This window comes from Mesorhizobium sp. WSM4814 (assembly GCF_055811595.1).
Genome location: NZ_JBVVQT010000048.1, coordinates 1 through 16150, shown reverse-complemented (window position 1 = coordinate 16150; position 16150 = coordinate 1). Strand labels below are relative to the sequence as shown.

Annotated in this window: 16 protein-coding genes; 8 read left to right on the top strand and 8 right to left on the bottom strand. The window is 63.7% G+C overall.

Going from position 1 to position 16150, the window contains the following annotated elements; translation table 11 throughout:
* Nucleotides 1-194, top strand: a 194-nt coding sequence (locus AC0L2V_RS31745; protein WP_473522132.1) for a hypothetical protein, incomplete at its 5' end; no start/stop codon positions are given.
* 148 nt (nt 195-342) lie between these two features.
* Here AC0L2V_RS31745 and AC0L2V_RS31740 read toward each other — a convergent pair.
* Nucleotides 343-1377 carry a hydantoinase/oxoprolinase family protein gene (locus AC0L2V_RS31740; protein WP_473522131.1) on the bottom strand — a complete coding sequence of 345 codons (1035 nt, stop codon included), beginning with the start codon at nt 1375-1377 and terminating at the stop codon, nt 343-345.
* A gap of 56 nt (nt 1378-1433) precedes the next feature.
* On the opposite strand from AC0L2V_RS31740, the gene AC0L2V_RS31735 reads away from it, so the two are divergent.
* Nucleotides 1434-2132 carry a HisA/HisF-related TIM barrel protein gene (locus AC0L2V_RS31735; RefSeq protein ID WP_473522130.1) on the top strand — a complete coding sequence of 233 codons (699 nt, stop codon included), beginning with the start codon at nt 1434-1436 and terminating at the stop codon, nt 2130-2132.
* Between the two features lie 241 nt (nt 2133-2373).
* Here the strand turns inward: AC0L2V_RS31735 and fae are convergent, their stop codons facing one another.
* The 7 genes from fae to AC0L2V_RS31700 all read right to left on the bottom strand — a co-directional run bounded on the left by fae (nt 2374) and on the right by AC0L2V_RS31700 (nt 8952).
* Nucleotides 2374-2880 (bottom strand): formaldehyde-activating enzyme, encoded by a 507-nt coding sequence (gene fae / locus AC0L2V_RS31730; protein ID WP_023797737.1) that lies wholly within the window; start codon nt 2878-2880, stop codon nt 2374-2376.
* A gap of 168 nt (nt 2881-3048) precedes the next feature.
* A complete protein-coding gene (locus tag AC0L2V_RS31725; RefSeq protein ID WP_473522129.1) occupies nt 3049-3855 on the bottom strand; it encodes a triphosphoribosyl-dephospho-CoA synthase in 807 nt (268 codons plus the stop codon).
* 59 nt (nt 3856-3914) lie between these two features.
* Nucleotides 3915-4883, bottom strand: a complete 969-nt coding sequence (locus AC0L2V_RS31720) for an ATP-grasp domain-containing protein (protein ID WP_473522133.1) — start codon at nt 4881-4883, stop codon at nt 3915-3917.
* 86 nt (nt 4884-4969) lie between these two features.
* Entirely contained in the window at nt 4970-5926 is a 957-nt protein-coding gene (gene mch, locus AC0L2V_RS31715) for a methenyltetrahydromethanopterin cyclohydrolase (protein ID WP_473522128.1), read from the bottom strand.
* A complete protein-coding gene (locus AC0L2V_RS31710) occupies nt 5923-7071 on the bottom strand; it encodes an ATP-grasp domain-containing protein (protein ID WP_473522127.1) in 1149 nt (382 codons plus the stop codon). Before AC0L2V_RS31710 ends, mch begins: the two co-directional genes overlap by 4 nt.
* Nucleotides 7049-7942 (bottom strand): NAD(P)-dependent methylenetetrahydromethanopterin dehydrogenase, encoded by an 894-nt coding sequence (locus AC0L2V_RS31705; protein WP_473522126.1) that lies wholly within the window; start codon nt 7940-7942, stop codon nt 7049-7051. The genes AC0L2V_RS31710 and AC0L2V_RS31705 overlap by 23 nt, the downstream gene beginning before the upstream one ends.
* A 41-nt stretch (nt 7943-7983) precedes the next feature.
* Nucleotides 7984-8952, bottom strand: coding sequence for a beta-ribofuranosylaminobenzene 5'-phosphate synthase family protein (locus AC0L2V_RS31700; RefSeq protein WP_473513443.1), 969 nt, complete (start codon nt 8950-8952; stop codon nt 7984-7986).
* Nucleotides 8953-9111: 159 nt separating this feature from the next.
* Here AC0L2V_RS31700 and AC0L2V_RS31695 point away from each other — a divergent pair, with 159 nt between their 5' ends.
* The 6 genes from AC0L2V_RS31695 (at nt 9112) to AC0L2V_RS31670 (ending at nt 16005) form a co-directional block, all read left to right on the top strand.
* Nucleotides 9112-9492 (top strand): 4a-hydroxytetrahydrobiopterin dehydratase, encoded by a 381-nt coding sequence (locus AC0L2V_RS31695; RefSeq protein ID WP_473522125.1) that lies wholly within the window; start codon nt 9112-9114, stop codon nt 9490-9492.
* Between the two features lie 118 nt (nt 9493-9610).
* Entirely contained in the window at nt 9611-10717 is a 1107-nt protein-coding gene (locus tag AC0L2V_RS31690) for a tungsten formylmethanofuran dehydrogenase (RefSeq protein WP_473522124.1), read from the top strand.
* The gene (locus tag AC0L2V_RS31685; RefSeq protein WP_473522123.1) at nt 10711-12342 is read left to right on the top strand and encodes a formylmethanofuran dehydrogenase subunit A; all 1632 of its coding nucleotides are present in this window, start codon (nt 10711-10713) and stop codon (nt 12340-12342) included. Before AC0L2V_RS31690 ends, AC0L2V_RS31685 begins: the two co-directional genes overlap by 7 nt.
* On the top strand, nt 12330-13238 hold the full coding sequence (gene fhcD, locus AC0L2V_RS31680) for a formylmethanofuran--tetrahydromethanopterin N-formyltransferase (protein ID WP_473522122.1): 909 nt from the start codon (nt 12330-12332) through the stop codon (nt 13236-13238). Before AC0L2V_RS31685 ends, fhcD begins: the two co-directional genes overlap by 13 nt.
* On the top strand, nt 13235-14044 hold the full coding sequence (locus tag AC0L2V_RS31675) for a formylmethanofuran dehydrogenase subunit C (protein WP_473522121.1): 810 nt from the start codon (nt 13235-13237) through the stop codon (nt 14042-14044). The genes fhcD and AC0L2V_RS31675 overlap by 4 nt, the downstream gene beginning before the upstream one ends.
* 377 nt (nt 14045-14421) lie before the next feature.
* Entirely contained in the window at nt 14422-16005 is a 1584-nt protein-coding gene (locus AC0L2V_RS31670) for an ABC transporter substrate-binding protein (RefSeq protein WP_473513435.1), read from the top strand.
* Nucleotides 16006-16150 lie beyond the last annotated feature (145 nt).

The following is a 16150-nucleotide window of genomic DNA, read 5'->3' as shown; positions in this document are numbered from 1 at the left end:
GAGCGCGACGTCCGGTTCGTGATCTCTACCTCACCCCACGCGCCCATCCCGCGCAGCGGGTTCGTTCTTCGGCCCCATTGCGGTCATCCGCGAGTATGCATCTGGCTGACTGCTATTGGCGCAACTACGACCTCCAGCGTGATCGCCGGGAAGGTCTGCTTTCAGGAAGCTGCGAAGCCGATCTCTACGGCTGAGATGGGCCGCGAACCGGACATGCGCCGAGCGGGTGCCGAACGCGAACCTTCCACCCTGTTGCGACCTGCGCTGGTACGGGTCGGGGATCTTTCGAGCCGGGGGAAATATCTCATCTCCCCGATTGATCGGATGGCCATGATACAGCACCTACGATTGAAATCCCGCCAGCAGCGCCACCGCTGACGCGGGCGCCACGCTGCTGGCTTCGCCGCGAACGGCGTCATCTGCGGGGATGATCTCGGCGAAATCGACGAAGCGGCGTTGCATGCGTTCGGCCAGCCGCCTAATCTGCCAGCGGCCGGTCCCGGCGCCGACGATCGGCGCATCCCGGGCAAGGGACCCGGCAACCAGGGACGCTGCGTCGTGGATCTTGCGCAATTGCTGTTCGCTGAACCAGCGCGCGATTTCATGCCATTCCGACAGGGTCAGCTCGGTGGCGTCGCGCCCGATCATGCGCGCCAGCCGCGCGATCGAGCCATCGATCGTCTTTTCCTTGCCGTCAGCGGAAGCGTGCCTGTCGTCCTTTTCGTCGAGCACCCCGAGGATCCGGTGCGCGTCGGCGATCGAGGCGAAATACTCGTTCATCAGCGGTGACAGCCTGCCGCGGACGGGAGCCGACGAGGCGACACCGAACAGGAACGTCCTGGTGAAGCCGGTATAGACCAGTTCCCCGCTCAGCAGCCGTCCGGCATCGGTGTAGCCGTCATTGGCGACGGCGCCATTTCTAATGGCGATGATGTCGGTGGTGGTCGATCCCATGTCGACGAACAGGGCATCGCCGGCGAGTTTCGCCACCAATGACGCTGTCGCATGCCAGTTGGCGGAGGCGACATCGGCGCTCAGCCGCGCTGCCTGCTCGACCCCGACAAATCCGGACGGTCCGGCATAAATCAGGTTTTCGCCTGGGACCCGCGCTGAAATCTCATCCAGCAGGGCCGCGACGCCGGCGGCGCGGGAGGGAAAGACGTCCGCCAGTTCGCCGGTCATGGTGAATGCGTTGAGATCGGCGCCGGCATAGATCGGAGCGGTTTCCTCGAATGCCGAGGTCAGGGTATGGAGCCCTAGCCAAAGCGGCGTGGCGATCGTTACAGCCTCGACGATGCGGCCGTCTTGCGCACGCGTCACCTTCAGATGGGCGCCGCCAATATCGAAGCCGGCAACGATGCTCTTTCTTTTTTCCACACTTCAAGCTTTCATCAGAGTTGGTCAGGGGCAGTTGGTCAGCGAGAAAAAGAGCGTTGCGTATCATTCCGGTTCTTGACCTGAAAGGCGGCGAGGTGGTGCGCGCCCAGCAAGGAAAACGCGATCGCTACAGGCCGATCGTCACGCCGCTTAGCCAAACTTCCGATGTCGTTGCGGTCACTGAGGGCCTGCGCCGGCTTTACCCTTTTCCGACCTTCTATATCGCCGATCTCGATGCCATCGAAGGCGGAACGCCAAACAGCGGCGCGCTTGCCCGGCTGAAGGCGATGGCGGAGCCGCCGGAGCTTTGGGTCGATGCCGGCGTCACCGACGAGAAAACACTTTCGGCGGCACTTGCCGAATCTTGGCTTTGCCCGGTCGTGGGGTCCGAATCGCAGCAGGACGACGCGCTGTTGCGGCGTTTTTGCGATCATCCGGAGCTTATCCTGTCGCTGGATTTCTTCGACGATGGGTTTCGCGGTCCGGCATCATTTCTCGACGAGCCGGCGCTTTGGCCGCAAAAGGTGATCGTCATGACATTGGCCAAGGTCGGTTCCGCCTCCGGTCCCGATTTCACGCGGCTCAAGGCGATCAAGGCGAAGGCTGGAAGCCGCTCCGTCATCGCGGCCGGCGGGGTCCGCAATGAGGCTGACATTCGCGCCCTTTCGTCACTCGGTATCGCCGCGGCGCTGGTTGCGACCTCGCTGCATGACGGCACGCTCACGCCGGGGCACCTCGCAACGCTTGGCACCTGACTTCGCCTCGAACTTCGGCCTCGGAAACTGGGCCTTGTAGAGCGGCGGGCCGTCAAGTCGATCGTCTCGCCGCTCTATCTCTTTGCTGGAGCATCGGATTTCCCAAAACCGGTCCACCCTCGGGTCAGGCCCGAGGGCAGGCTCTTTGTCCGGTGCTCTAAAGGCCCAGAAGCTTTTTCAGGCGGCGCAACAGACCATCCGGCTCCGCGGAGGGTTTTGCCTGTGCGGGGCTGTCTCTTGTCTAAGCCGCGAACGGATGCTTCACTTGGTCCCGCTTATCCGTGGCTTCGGCGGCCGTCGGCGTTCCTGCAACGGCGCGTTGGATGGCTTCCTTCGTCGCTTCGTAATTGTACTTCTGGATCTTGGCGTCGTCGGCGGCGTCCCAGTGGATGAAAACGCCGACGCAGATGAACAGGTCGTCCGCCTCATTGGCAGGAATGGTCCCATCGGCGACGCTGTCCTGCACGGCCTTTGCGACTGCATGCTGGGCCGGGCCGAACATCTGCACCGCCTGCTTGGCGCCCTTGATCGTGACCTTGTTGAACATCACGGTGTTGGGCTTGCACTGAAGATTGGGCGCGATCACCGCCAAAAGGGAGGTAAAGCCGTCCTTGTTGTTGGTCAGCGCGTTGCAAAATGCTGTTTCGACTGCGCTCCCCCGTGGGCCGATGAGCAGGTCGACATGCGCCACTTCGTTGCCGTCTCCTACCAGCGATTCACCGACCATTACTTTCGAGATCTTTGCCATGCCAATTTTCCTCCAAGACACAGTTATGGTGTCCAAAGACGCCGCAAACCGAGCGAGCGCTCGATGGACAGCTATCCTTGTTGGCAGCGCCCGGAGATCCGGACCGGTTGGCTGGATAGCCGCGGAAGCCCAGCTTCCGCTCCTGAAAGTCAACCACCAACGTTGCGATTATGCAAGCTGAACGCCGAGGGTGTGGACTAAAAGAGTAGCCACGGTCAGGTCGGCCGACGTGCCGGGGTTGACGTTGTTCGCTTTCAGCCGGCGGTCGAGCTCCATGAGCAGACGAATGCGTGACGCCTCGTGGTCGCTGGCATGCAGCGCCGCTTCAACGGCAAGGGCTTCTTGCCGCGCCTGATTTGCGACTTCAGCGCCATGGTTGCGCACCACATGACTGTCAGGGAAGCCGGCGAGAAACGCCATATAGGCGAATACCGTCGGCCACATGCCGCCTTCGCCGCGCGCCAAGGCGGCTTCAAGAGCCGCAAGCCCGACGCCGAACACGTCGCCGAAACCGGTAACATACTGGCGGGCGATCATGTCGCGGTGGGCCGCCTCGCGCATGGCTTCGAGCAGATGAACCTTCGGCTCCTGCCGCACATCGTTCGCCGCCTCTCCGAGACCGCCCGGCGCGGCGGCGACGATCGCATCGAACACCGCCCTGGTATCGTCCATGCTCATCGCGCGCAGCACCGCGTCGAGATTGTCGCGCAGTCGATTGTCGTGCAGTTGGGCGCGCCCCATTTCAGCGGCGCATAGCAGGGGCCCTGCGAGAAGGATGATACCGAGATTGGTATTGGTCGCGACCGCCAGGCGTGTCGCGCGGACCGCTTCCAGCATGCGCTGTCCTACCGGCAGGCGCGGATCGGTCAGCGGGACGGACGAGACCTCCGCGCTGGTCATGAACTGGGCGGCGGACATGCCGTGCCCGTCGGCGAACAGATGGACGTTGCCCGGTTTCAGCGCCTCGATCTCCATCCGGCAGGCGTCCTTGTAGGCAGCCCGGAGGCGTTCTCGCGAATGCGCCATGCCGTCGGTCACGAATTCGCCGGCGCGGTGAGGCGGTAGGGTCGCGCTGCCGCCGCCTCTGGGTGATCAGCTGGGCGATCAGCCAGGAATTTCAGCAGGGCGTCGGCAATCGCATCGGCGATGTTGACCGCGACGACCGATTGAAGCCCGGACCAGGCGGGCATGCTGTTGACCTCCAGCACCAACAGCTTGCCGTCTGCCGCCGGCACGATATCGACGCCGGCGAAATCCGCTGAGATAGCGGCGGCGGCGGCCCGTGCCAGCGCCGCCAGTTCGGTTTCGCCATGCCCCGAAACCTGCCCCGAGACTTGCTCGGGCAGCGCCCCGCGATTGACATTGGTGATCCAGTCGTCGCCACGGCGGCTCATCATCGCCAAAACCTCGCCGGCGCAGACGAACACGCGAAAATCGCGGAAAGGCGGGCCGGGGCGCGGCACGTAATGCTGGAGATAGTAGACGCCGTCCACCTCGTCCTCGGCGGGGAGGTCGGACAGTGTTTCGATCAGCCGGATGCCGCGGCCCTGGGCGCCGAAAAGCGGTTTTAGCACCAGCGGCGTGAACGGCAGTTCGCGTCTGGCGAGCGCTTCGGCCATGGCAAGACCCTCGACCGCGAATGTCGGCGGCGTCGGCAGGCCGGCATTCTTCAGCAGGAAGGTCGTCATCGACTTGTCGACGCAGCGTTCTATCGCCTGCGCGGAATTCCATACCGGAATGGAAAGCTTGCCGAATGCGTGCAGCACGCCGAGACGCCGGGTGACCGCTTCGAACGATCCGGCGGCGATCGAACGGACAAGCACGGCGTCGGGCAGCGCGCCGTCGAAACCGGGGATCGACAGTCCGCTCGGGCTGCCGGTGTCGAACGCGATCGCCGCCAGCGGCACGGTTGTGACCACGGCGCCGCGCCGCTCCAGCCTTGCCGCCAGGCCCTTGGAGCGGGCGTCCGAGACGTCGCTGACGATCAGGATGCGAGGGATCATGTCGCGCCTTGGATACTGGTATACCAAAAGCCGGAACGAGCGTCCCGGCAGGCGGATGACAGACCAATCCATTGCAGCGCCATGGTCTAACCGAGACTCCGTTCGAGCATCTGCAGATTCCGCTCGCCGGCGCGGAACGTATCGCCAGTCTCGATCGCCGTGACGATCACTTCGGCCGGGCTGAACAGCAGCGGATCGATGGCATAGAAATCTCCCTTGAACCGCTTGAAGATCTCGGCGAAGGGGTGGCCGTGGTCGCGCGAGGCGTGGCTCGGCAACCGCTCCGCGAGCTCGCTGGCGTCTTTCGCCGAGCCTTTTACAAACAGCTGGACGCTGCCGCCATAGATGATGGCGTCGTTGGTTCTGCCCATGGCGGTCAGGAAATCCGGATGCGGGGCGGGGATAGGCGCCGTGCCGATGCCGTCGACAACGTTGTCCAGCGGAAATTTGAGATCGTTGGTCTTGTGCAGGGCGACCTCGAGCGCGCGCGCAACGATCTGCACGCCGCCCGCCAGGCTTTGTGTCGGCGCATAGAGGAAGGTGAGCTTTTCGGTTGGCAATCCCGTTGCCCTGCCGACCTTCTCGACGATCGCCTGGGGCGGCGGTTTGGCGGCCTCCAGGATCAGCACGGCGGATGACGCGGTGTCGCGATAGGAGAGTGTTTCGAACAGCGGTTCGACCCGGGCGAGTGCCCGCGCCGGTCCCGATCCCATGGCGAAATAATCCTGGCTCGACAGGTTCCAGCCCGCATACTGGCTGCCCAGGCAGGCAAGCACTGGCTGCGACGACCGCACTTCGATGGTGAACGGCCATTTTGGCGACGCACGGTCCATGCACACCGAAATGCTGCCGAGGCCGCCCATCGCGGCTTCCGCCATGCGCAGCCCGGCCTCGACGCCGCCGGCGGCCTTGACGCCGGCGTCGATCAGGCACTCGCCCAATGGCCCGGTGGAAACGCCGATACGCAGGCGTTCGGCGTCGCCGATCATGCCGTCGATGATGCGCTGCGCATTGTCGTTGAGGAATGCCGAACCGTCTTTCATGTCCGGTCTCCTTCCCATTGGTGTTGCAATCGGCTGGCTTGTCCCTTGATCAGCCGCCTGGTCAGATCGGCGCTCGGACCGCGCGCGAAGATGGTGCAGACCGGATCGCCGGCAATCAGCCGGGTGCCGGGCGACTGATGGTCGGCAGTCCATTCAGGCCAGGCAATCGATGGAAAGCGGGCGATCGGCGCCGCCGCATAGGTCACCATCGACGCCATCGAATCGACGAAGCGCGGCAGACGGAATTTCTTGCCCGCCGCGGCGCGCAGATGCGCTTCGATCAGTGGCGCGTCGGCATCGTCGAAAATGTCGAGCGTGGCGCCGGGCCGCGGATTGATCTCGATGAGCTTGTAGCCATCCGGTCCGCGAATGAGATCGGCGCTGCACAATCCAACCAGGCCGGCGCGGCGCGCCAGACCTGAAAGCCAGCCGCGGATCATCGCCGCCCGTCTACGATCGAAGCGCCTCAACCGCACGGCGCCGCCATAGCGATAGGGCGCTGCCGGGGCAGGCGACGCCCATTGTTGGCTGAAGCCGACGATGTCAGCGCTTTGGCCGTCGCCGACGAACAGGGCCGAGATGCTGCGGCCGGCAACGAAACGCTGGAAATAGCGGCCGCCAGGAGCCTGACACTGTAGTATCTGGGTTTCTCCGGCGGCCCGTCTGATATGCGCGCCGCCGGCGCCGCCCGCGGTCTTGACCACCCAGTTCTCCGGATCGGGCGGCGGGTCGCATTGGAATTCCGGATGCGGAATGCCGAGTTCGGCGCAATCGGCGGCCAGCAATTGCGGGTCCTTGATCCTGCGGATCGCGGCGCCGCTGTTGCCGGCGAGCGGAAAATGGCGCGCGATCTCGTCGACGGTCTCCGTCATCCGCTCGAAGCCCGAGCCCAGGACAATGGCGACCGGCTGGTCGTCTCCGGCCAGGTGCCGAAGCGTCTCGATGATGCGCTCGCCGTCGATGCCGCCTTGCAGGTCGCCCGGCAGCATCGTCGCGCGCTCGGCAAGCGCGACCGTGTCGATGTCGCAGAAGAAATCGGCGACCAGTGGACGATAGCCGGCGCGGCGCGCAGCGGCAGCCAGCGCCCGGCCCGAAATCGCCGCGATCAGCAGAGTTCCGGCGTTATTTGGCAGTCTCGCGTGCAAGGGAAAATGCTTCCTGGAAATCGAGGGTGATGGTTTTTTCGGATTCGATCATTCTTTTGAAGAGGCCGAATTCGACCTTGTATTTCACGTTGCCGATGGCGAGCGGACCAATGCCGACAGCTTTTGCCGCTTCGAGCGGATCGCCATTGGCATTGACGGCCACGCCTTCGATGCCGGCCGGCGGGACCGCGTTGACGTCGGCGGCAATAAGCAGGCCGTCGCCTTTCAACTGGGCTTTCGAGACCACCTGGACGCCGGCCTTGGCGCACGCCAGGATCACCTCGCTCGCCTCTACCAGCTTCGTCTTGCGGGCGTCGCTCGACCCGTCGGCCGCATCGACGGCTATGTTGAACCGGCTTTTGATCTCGGCCGCGATCTGCTTGACCCTTTCGATGCCGTCATGGCCGACCAGCGTGACCTGGGCGCCTTCCCTGGCGGCGATCACGGCGGTGCAGAAGCCGACGACGCCGGTGGCGCCGAAGACAGCGATCCTGGTGTCTCTCAGCCCGCGCTCGAATTTCTTCTCCAGCGCTTTTTCGACCTTGGCCACCATCGCCGCGGCCGTGGTGAACGAGCCGGCCGGATCGGCGAATACCGAAACCTGGAAAGGCGGCACCATCGCCTTTCGCGCTGCGTCGAACATGTCGAGCGCCAGCGAGGCATCCTTGCCGGCGATAAAAATGCCGGTATCGACGCCCGCATCGGGCGGGCGCGAGAAGATCGCGTCCTGCACGAGGCCTGTCACCTCTCCCAGGTTTACATCGACATAGGGGACGACGGCGTCGAAACCTGCATCGAGCGCCATGTTCACGTCGAAAGGGCTCATATGCTTCAACGGCGTCAGCATGTGCAGGATGTGTTTGCGGGCCATTTCTCGCCTTTCCTCTTGAACCTGATCGGGTTGCCCAGCCGTCAGCTGCCGACGAGATCAAGTCTGGTCGAACTGATCTTCGCGCCGGAATTCCTGCCCTTGACGATCCTGATCTCGATGCCGTCTTCAACTGTCTGCTGAACCGCATTGACGAAGCCGACTGCAGCGTCTTGCGATGGGGCGAAGGCAAACCCTGTCGGCCCCCACGAGCTCTGGCCGATGCCGACGGCGCCTGCTTCGTTGAGAGCGTGGGCAACGCTCTCGACCCGCCTGGAGGTGAACACGCCGCCTTGCGCCGGGGCGAAATGGGTGCCGATCAGCATCTGGATCGCGGCGACGGCGGCGCCAAAGGCTGGCAGGTCGTGCTCGACAAGAGCCGGCATGATGCCCATCAGCACCCGCCGGCAGATCTCACCGCTGCCGGATGCCGGGAAGGGTGGCAGCGAACGAAATGCCGCGATCTCGGCATCGCCATGCAGTCCATGCCCGCCATGGTCGAGGATCAGGATGACGCGCCACTCTTCCGGGAAAGGCAGTCGCGCCACGACCGGCGGCGGCCTGCCGCTGTCGTCCTTGCCGGCGTCGACAATGACGCCACCGCTTTCGAAGCTGGCGATGCCGATGCCGGATCGTCCGCCGCGATCGAGCAGGGTCGCATCGCTGCCGATATCGAGAGGCAGTTTGTGGAGCGTGCGCAGCGCCGCGGCGACGGCAAGGGCGATCTGCGTACCGGAGCCCAGGCCGGCATGGCTCGGGATCGACTGTTCGACCACCAGACGGTGCTGACCGCGAATGCCGAGATGGCTGCAGAGCGTCGCCAGATGTTCGCCGGCGCGACGGCTCTCGGCGCCTTCGACGATGGTCTCGCTGGACCGTGACAGGGTGACTGTTGTTTCGGGTTCGCTCAGCGGCAGCCCGACGCTGCCAAAGCGACGCCCGGTATCGCCGTTGAGATCGAGGAAGCCAAGATGCAGGCGGGCGGGCACTTGTAAGGTAACAGAATTCGACATCTACCCCCCGATGGGTGCATCATAGACGCATCATGGAAGTTTAGGTGCCCGTCGCCATGATAGCTGTTTTCGCCGAAGGGGCAAGCCGCAGAGAGTGCATTCGTTTTATCTTCTTTTGGCTCGGCGCGAGAACGGACCGGGCAATTCGCGGAGGTCGAGATGAACGAGACGCCCAAGGAAAAGGTCTATTCGGAAGCCGAGATTGCCGACCGGCTCGAGAAGGAACTGCCGAAATGGTATTACGAGAACGGCTGGATCCGGCGCAAATATAAGACCCACAGCTGGAAATCGACACTGATGGTCATCAACACGGTCGGCCATCTCGCCGAGGCGGCATGGCACCACCCCGACATCACGGCTTCCTACGCCTGGGTCGAGGTGCGCCTGATGAACCATGCGGCCAAGGGCATCACCGACAAAGACTTCGAGCTGGCCAAAAAGATCGAGGAGGTCGTCCAGTGGCAGCCGGCCCGGGAAGGCGGCGGGCTGGAAGGCACTCCGCCGACCGATCAGCGCTTCGCTTACATCAAATATGATTAAGCGCGGTCGGAATTTGTTGATGGCGTAAGAAAACATTCGCTAATCTGCTGACAGGCGGGGTTCACGGCCAATCCAGTTTCGTCTAGGATCGGGCCGGCACCAGAAAGTAGCGTAGTGAATGGCGGTTGCTTGGATCGGCAACCGGGAAACGCTGGTCGAGCGCGCGGCCGCACATGCCGCCGCGCTGTTGGGGTCAAGCCGGTGCCCGGTTTTCAGCCTGGATACGGATATACACGGCACCAGGGCGGCGATCGCGCTGGCTGAGCGGGTTGGCGCGGCATATGATCATGCCGATGGCGCGGCAGTTTCCCGGGAGGCCGCGCTTTTTACCGACAAAGGCGCGATGACCGTCGCGCCCGGCGAGACGCGCCGGCGCGCCGATGTCGTGGTGATCGTCGGCGAACTCCCGCAGATCCATCATCAATTTGTCGGCGAGCTTGCCGAGACGGTTCCCGATCTCTCGGCCCCCGATCTCTCGGCCAGGAATCAGCGCGAAATCTTTGTGGTCGGGTCGAACGGGACGTCTGCGCCGCCGTTGAGCAACGGGCGGACGGCGACGCTGCTGTCCTGCGGCGAGGTAAGCCTCGGCGCGACGCTGGCGGCACTGAGGGCGCAGTGGAGGGGGCGCCAGACATCGCAGCCGGTGTCGAATTTCGACGATTTTGCCAAAGCCCTGGAGGCTGCGCATTTTCCCGTCTTCCTGTTTTCAGGCGACGCAACCGAGGGGCTGGCGCTGGAGATGCTGCAAGGGCTGATTGCCGATCTTAACCGCAAGTCACGCGCATCCGGCCTGCATCTGCCGGCGAGCGAAAATGGCTGGGGAAGCGCGCTCGCCTCGACCTGGATGACCGGTTTTCCGCTGCGCACCGGCTTTGCGCGCGGCTTCCCGGAGTTCGATCCCTGGCGTTACGATGTCGCGCGCATGATCGCTGCCGGCGAAGCCGACCTGCACCTGCGGATCTCGTCCTCGATTGTCCAGCCGCAGAAGAAAAGGAACCGCATGGCGCTGATCGCCCTGGCGAAAACGCCTGAGCCGGTCGCGGGTGCTGCGGTCACCATCGCCATCGGCGAAGCCGGCGTCGATCACCAGGCGGTGGTCTATTCCAGCCGCACCGGTTCACTGCGGTCGGTCGAGGCGCGAGCGGCGTCCGAACTGCCGTCTGCTGCGACTGTTATCCGGCTGGTTGCCAGTCATGTCTCCGCCGAGGCGGCGTTGCCATGCTGACGAAAATCGCCGGCGGCGACATCATCGATCCGGTCAACAGCCGTCTCGGCAAGGGCGACCTGTGGATCAGCGACGACCAGATCGTTGCGGCGCCGGCGGGTGGCGCTGCCGACCGGACCATCGACGCTGCCGGCTGCATCGTGATGGCGGGCGCCATCGACATCCATTCCCACATCGGCGGCGGCAACGTGAATACGGCACGGTTGCTGTTGCCGGAGCAGCACGCCGCACACCAGGCGCGGCCGGCGACGACGCCGCTCTCCAATGCCGGCTGGTCGACTTTCCAGACCGGCTGCCTCTACGCCAAGATGGGTTTCACCACGGTTGTCGAGCCGGCGATGTCGCCGGGAGCCGCACTTCACACCCATCTCGAACTGGCCGACATCCCGATCATCGACAAGGCGACGCTCGCCATTCTTGGCAACGACGATTTCCTGCTGTCGATGATCCGTGACGACGCCTCCTCAACGATGATCGAGGACTATGTCGCCTGGACGGTCGCCTCGACGCGGGCGCTTGGGGTGAAGGTGATCAACGCCGGCGCGGCGGCCGCCTTCAAGGAAAACGTCCGCACCTTCTCGCTGGACGATGTGGTGCCTTCCTATGGCGTCAGCTCGCGCAAGATCGTCAAGACGCTACAAGCCGCCGTCGCCAGTCTCGGCGTCCCGCATCCGCTGCATGTCCATTGCAACAATCTGGGCAGCCCCGGATCGGCGGACACGGCGGCCGCGACGATCGCCGCGGCGGAAGGATTGCCGCTGCACCTCGCCCATCTCCAGTTCTATGGCTACGGCACGGAAGGCAAGCGCAGGTTTTCCTCGGCCGCGGCGCGCCTTGCCGAACTGGTCAACGCGACGCCGGAAGTCACCATCGATATCGGCCAGGTGATGTTCGGCCAGACGGTCACCGTCTCCTCCGACGTCATGCGGCAGTTTTCGGCGCGTGGCAGTGCGCAGCCGAAGAAATCCGTCATTCATGACGGCGACGGCAATGGCGGCGGCATCGTGCCCTACCGCTATGGCAAGGATTTCTATGGCACGATGCAGTGGGCGATCGGGCTTGAGCTTTTTCTCCTGATCGACGATCCGTGGCGTGTCTTCTTCACCACCGATCATCCCAACGGCGCGCCCTTTACCGCCTATCCGGCCCTGTTCGAGCTGCTGTTGAGCCGGGAAGCGCGCACCGAAATGATTGCCGGACTTTCACCTTCGGCCATGGCGCTCTCAACCCTTTCCGCAATCGACCGCGAATACACGTTCGAGGAGATTGCCATCATGACGCGCGCGGCCCCGGCCAGGCTGCTCGGGCTGACGGACCGAGGCCATCTCGGCGCCGGCGCCACAGCCGACATCGCTGTCTACCGCAGGGACCAGAATATCGCGAAAATGCTGGGGCAGGCGGCGTATGTCTTCAAGGACGGCGATCTCGTCGTGCAGGACGGAGAGATCACCCACTACCGCTGGGGCAAGGCGCTCAGGCTCAATCCGTCGCCGGACAAGGCGATGCTGCGGCGCCTCGAGGATTATCACCAGCAGCGCTACGGCCTGTCGCTGGACTGGTTCAATTTCCCGGATTCCGCGATTGCGCGCGAACAGCCATTCGGCGAGGTTGCATGCCGAACGTGAGCGTAAATGGCATAGTGATCGACGATACCTTTGCCGAGGCCTTCGGCATGCGCGCGACCGCCATCATCATCACCGCGCCGAACCGGAAATGGGCGCGCCAGGCGGCGATCACCATGACCGGCTTCGCCACCTCGGTGATCGGCTGCGGCTGCGAAGCGGCAATCGATGTCGAACTGCCGCCATCGGCGACACCGGATGGCCGGCCCGGCTGCCGCGTGATGATTTTTGCGATGGGAACCGACGAGTTGCAGAAACAACTGCTCAATCGCGTCGGCCAGTGCGTCCTGACCTCGCCGGGTTCGGCCTGCTTCGCCGGACTGCAGGGCAGCGCCGCGCTGAAGCTCGGTTCGGCGCTGCGTTACTTTGGCGATGGCTGGCAGATTTCCAAGAAAATCGGCGGCAGGCATTTTTGGCGCGTTCCGGTCATGGATGGCGAATTCCTGTGCGAAGCGACGACCGGGCTGACCAAGGGCGCCGTCGGCGGCGGCAATTTCTTCGTCATGGCTGAAAGCAGCGCCAGGGCCTTGGCCGCCGCCGAGGCCGCGGTTGCCGCGATCGGCCTGGTGCCGGGTGCGATCGTGCCGTTTCCCGGCGGCATCGCCCGTTCGGGTTCCAAGATCGGTGGTAAATACAAGGGCATGATCGCCTCGGCCAACGAAGCCTACGCGCCGACACTGCGCGGTGTCGTCAGGAGTGAGCTCGGTGCCGACATCAATGCCGTCCTGGAAATCGTCATCGACGGCGAGACCAACGATGCCGTTGCCGCCGCGATGAAGGCCGGCATCAAGGCCGTCGTCGAACTCGGGCCGAAGCGAGGCGCGGTTCGCATCAGCGCCGGCAATTATGGCGGCAAGCTCGGCAAGTTCATCTATTCGCTGAAGGATATGCTGCCGTGAAAGCACTGACCTTCACCCTTGTCGCCGAGCCGCCCGAGCGCCTCGACCTGTCACTGCTGACGGCGGAGCGGCTTGCCGGGATCGAACGGCGCGATTTCGAAAAAATCCGGATCGGCATGTCGAAGCATGGATCGAAGGTCGGCGATATTTTTCGCGTCGCCGGCAACGATCTGCTGGACATCGTCTTCGAAGGCGGCAGCGCGCGCCTCGACCAGGTGGCGGAAGGCATGCGGGGCGGTTCGGTTCGCGTCGTCGGTGATGCCGGCGCCCAGGCCGGGCGCGCCATGCGCGGCGGCACGCTCACCATCGAAGGCAATGCAGGCCCGCATGCCGGCTCCGGCATGCGTGGCGGCCGGCTTGAAATAACAGGCAACGCCGGCGATCACCTTGGGGCGCCGCTCGCCGGGGAACTGGCCGGCATGAATGGCGGCGTGCTGATCGTCAGGGGCAAAGCCGGCGCTTTTGCCGCCGACCGGATGCGGCGCGGCCTGATCGCGGTGCTGAAAGGCTCAGGCGACAATGCCGGCAGCCGCATGATCGCCGGCACGCTGGTGGTGGCCGGCGGCACCGGCGAGATGCCCGGCTATTTGATGCGTCGCGGTTCGATCCTGCTCGACCGCGCGCCGAAAAGCCTGTCGCCGAGCTTCGTCGAATGCGGCGCGCCGGAGAGCGTCTTCGCCGCCCTCATCGATCGCCATCTGATCGCCGATGGTATTTTGAAACGGCCGCTGCTGGGCAACGCGCCGCAAAAATATGGCGGCGACAACGCGGTGCTTGGCATGGGTGAGGTTCTTTTCCCTCGCTGAGGCGTGCTGCTGATGAAGCAATGCTTCAGCGCCGTGCTCCGGCCGACATCCGAAAATTTGCAACCGCATGTTGCGGTGAACTGCTGATTTTTTCCCGCGAGACATTCCGCTCAGTTTGGCTTTGCGACGTTTTGGAAAAAACCACACCATTCCAAAACCCAGTCTCGTGCCGCCTAGTTGGGCAATGAGGGCCGTCTCGGCCTTTTCCAGCAGAAAGTTTTTACGCCATATGCCCAAAATATCAACAAATCAGGGCGACTTCGCCTTTCTTGGCGCAGTATCGGCAGCACGCAGCAAGAATCTGTGTTGCCAAGCGGAGAGTTTTGGCTAACGTAATGAAAACCACAAAACCACATAACGAAAAAGGGGAACCACATATGAGCGAGTCAAGCAGGCGCGATTTCATGAAAGGCATGGCGGCATTCGGAGCGGGCGCCGGGCTTATGATGATCAACCCGGAATTCCTGGTCTCAGGCGCGGCTGCGCAGGCGGGCAAGCAACTGGTCTTCCTGTCGGCCGAGAACATCACCGGCAACTGGGATCCGACCGCGCACACGACGCTGTCGCAGAAGAACATCGAGGGTTTCGTCATGGGGTTCCTGACGCGGACGCCGATGCGCGTCGAAAAACCCGACGAGGTCATCTACGAACTCGCCACAAGGATCACCTTGCTTGAGCCGACAAAGCTTGAGATCAAGCTGCGTGAAGGGGTGAAGTTCCACGACGGAAAGCCATTCAAGGCGGAAGACGTCAAGGCGACCTTCGAATATGGCTCGCAGCCCGACCGGCCGGCGCAGTGGTATCCAGGCCCGACCGAGACGCTGACGATCACAACGCCGGACGACTACACGGTGATTGTCGACACATCGAAGGGCGGCTATCCGGCGCACCTGTTCATCTTCCTCGCCTCCTACCTGCCGATGCTGTCGGCAACCGACATCGCCGCCGGGCCGAGCGGGCCACTTTCGCAGCGCTTGAACGGCACCGGGCCTTACAGGTTCGTCGAGCAGCGAGGCAACGACACGGTGTTGGAAGCCTATTCGGACTACTTGCTCGGGGCGCCGACCATCCCCGGCATCAGCTTCAATTTCGTTGGCGATTCGACCACCCGCATGCTGTCGCTGATGAACGGCCAGGCGTCCATCGTGGAGCGGCTCGAACCGGAGCAGGTGGCGACCCTGCAGGGTAACGACAAGGTTGCGATCAGCAGCGTGGTCTCGGTCGAGAACAAATATCTGTGGTTCCGCTGCTCCAAGCCGCCCTTCGACGATCCGCGCGTGCGCATGGCGGCCTGCCACGCGATCGACCGGTCAATGCTGCTGGAAATCCTCGGCGAAGCCGGCCATGCCTCGGCTAATTACGTCTCGCCGGTGAAGTTCGGCTATATCGACCTGCCCAATTATCCCGAATACAGTCCGGAGAAATGCCAGGCCCTCCTCGCCGAAGCAGGCTTCCCGAAGGGGCAGGGCTTGCCCGAACTCGAATACATCACCTCGGTCGGGTTCTATCCCAAGACCAAGGAGTATGGCGAGGTGATCACTGCTATGCTGCAGGAGCAGGGGTTCCCCGTCACGCTGTCGGTGCTGGAGATCGCGGCGTGGAACGAGCGTCTCTACGATCGCCCCGGCGGTGGCCCGGGCCATATGGTCGATTGCGGCTGGTCGACCGGATCGCCGGAGCCGGACCTCGTGCTGCGCACGCATTTCCATTCCTCATCCAAGCGCATCACGGGCATCGTCGATCCCGAACTGGACGCCTCACTCGACAAGGAGCGCAGCGCGGCTTCGCTCGAGGAGCGCAAGCAGATCCTCCAGACCGAGACGATGCCGATGATTGCCGCGAAGGTGCCGTCGTTCTCGCTGTTCACCTCCGTCATGATCCACGCGATGGACAAGTCTCTCACGGGGCTCTTCATCTATCCGGACGGTTCCATGGACGCGTCGAAGGGGGCGTTCGCCTGATTGGCGCCAGCCGCGGCCCGGGAGAAACAATCCCGGGCCGTGACGGTCGGAAGCGCGGCCCCGTCTTGCCTTCTCCCCTTGTGGGAGAAGGTGGATTGGCGCGCAGCGCCAAGACGGAAGAGGGGTGCTGGCCGGAGCGCTGTTG

Bases quoted from the DNA above. Each gene is read 5' to 3' on its own strand.
- fae (WP_023797737.1), bottom strand. From the start codon at position 2,880: ATGGCAAAGATCTCGAAAGTAATGGTCGGTGAATCGCTGGTAGGAGAC.
- AC0L2V_RS31725 (WP_473522129.1), bottom strand. From the start codon at position 3,855: ATGGAGATCGAGGCGCTGAAACCGGGCAACGTCCATCTGTTCGCCGAC.
- AC0L2V_RS31720 (WP_473522133.1), bottom strand. From the start codon at position 4,883: ATGATCCCTCGCATCCTGATCGTCAGCGACGTCTCGGACGCCCGCTCC.
- mch (WP_473522128.1), bottom strand. From the start codon at position 5,926: ATGAAAGACGGTTCGGCATTCCTCAACGACAATGCGCAGCGCATCATC.
- AC0L2V_RS31705 (WP_473522126.1), bottom strand. From the start codon at position 7,942: ATGGCCCGCAAACACATCCTGCACATGCTGACGCCGTTGAAGCATATG.
- AC0L2V_RS31700 (WP_473513443.1), bottom strand. From the start codon at position 8,952: ATGTCGAATTCTGTTACCTTACAAGTGCCCGCCCGCCTGCATCTTGGC.
- AC0L2V_RS31695 (WP_473522125.1), top strand. From the start codon at position 9,112: ATGAACGAGACGCCCAAGGAAAAGGTCTATTCGGAAGCCGAGATTGCC.
- AC0L2V_RS31690 (WP_473522124.1), top strand. From the start codon at position 9,611: ATGGCGGTTGCTTGGATCGGCAACCGGGAAACGCTGGTCGAGCGCGCG.
- AC0L2V_RS31685 (WP_473522123.1), top strand. From the start codon at position 10,711: ATGCTGACGAAAATCGCCGGCGGCGACATCATCGATCCGGTCAACAGC.
- fhcD (WP_473522122.1), top strand. From the start codon at position 12,330: ATGCCGAACGTGAGCGTAAATGGCATAGTGATCGACGATACCTTTGCC.
- AC0L2V_RS31670 (WP_473513435.1), top strand. From the start codon at position 14,422: ATGAGCGAGTCAAGCAGGCGCGATTTCATGAAAGGCATGGCGGCATTC.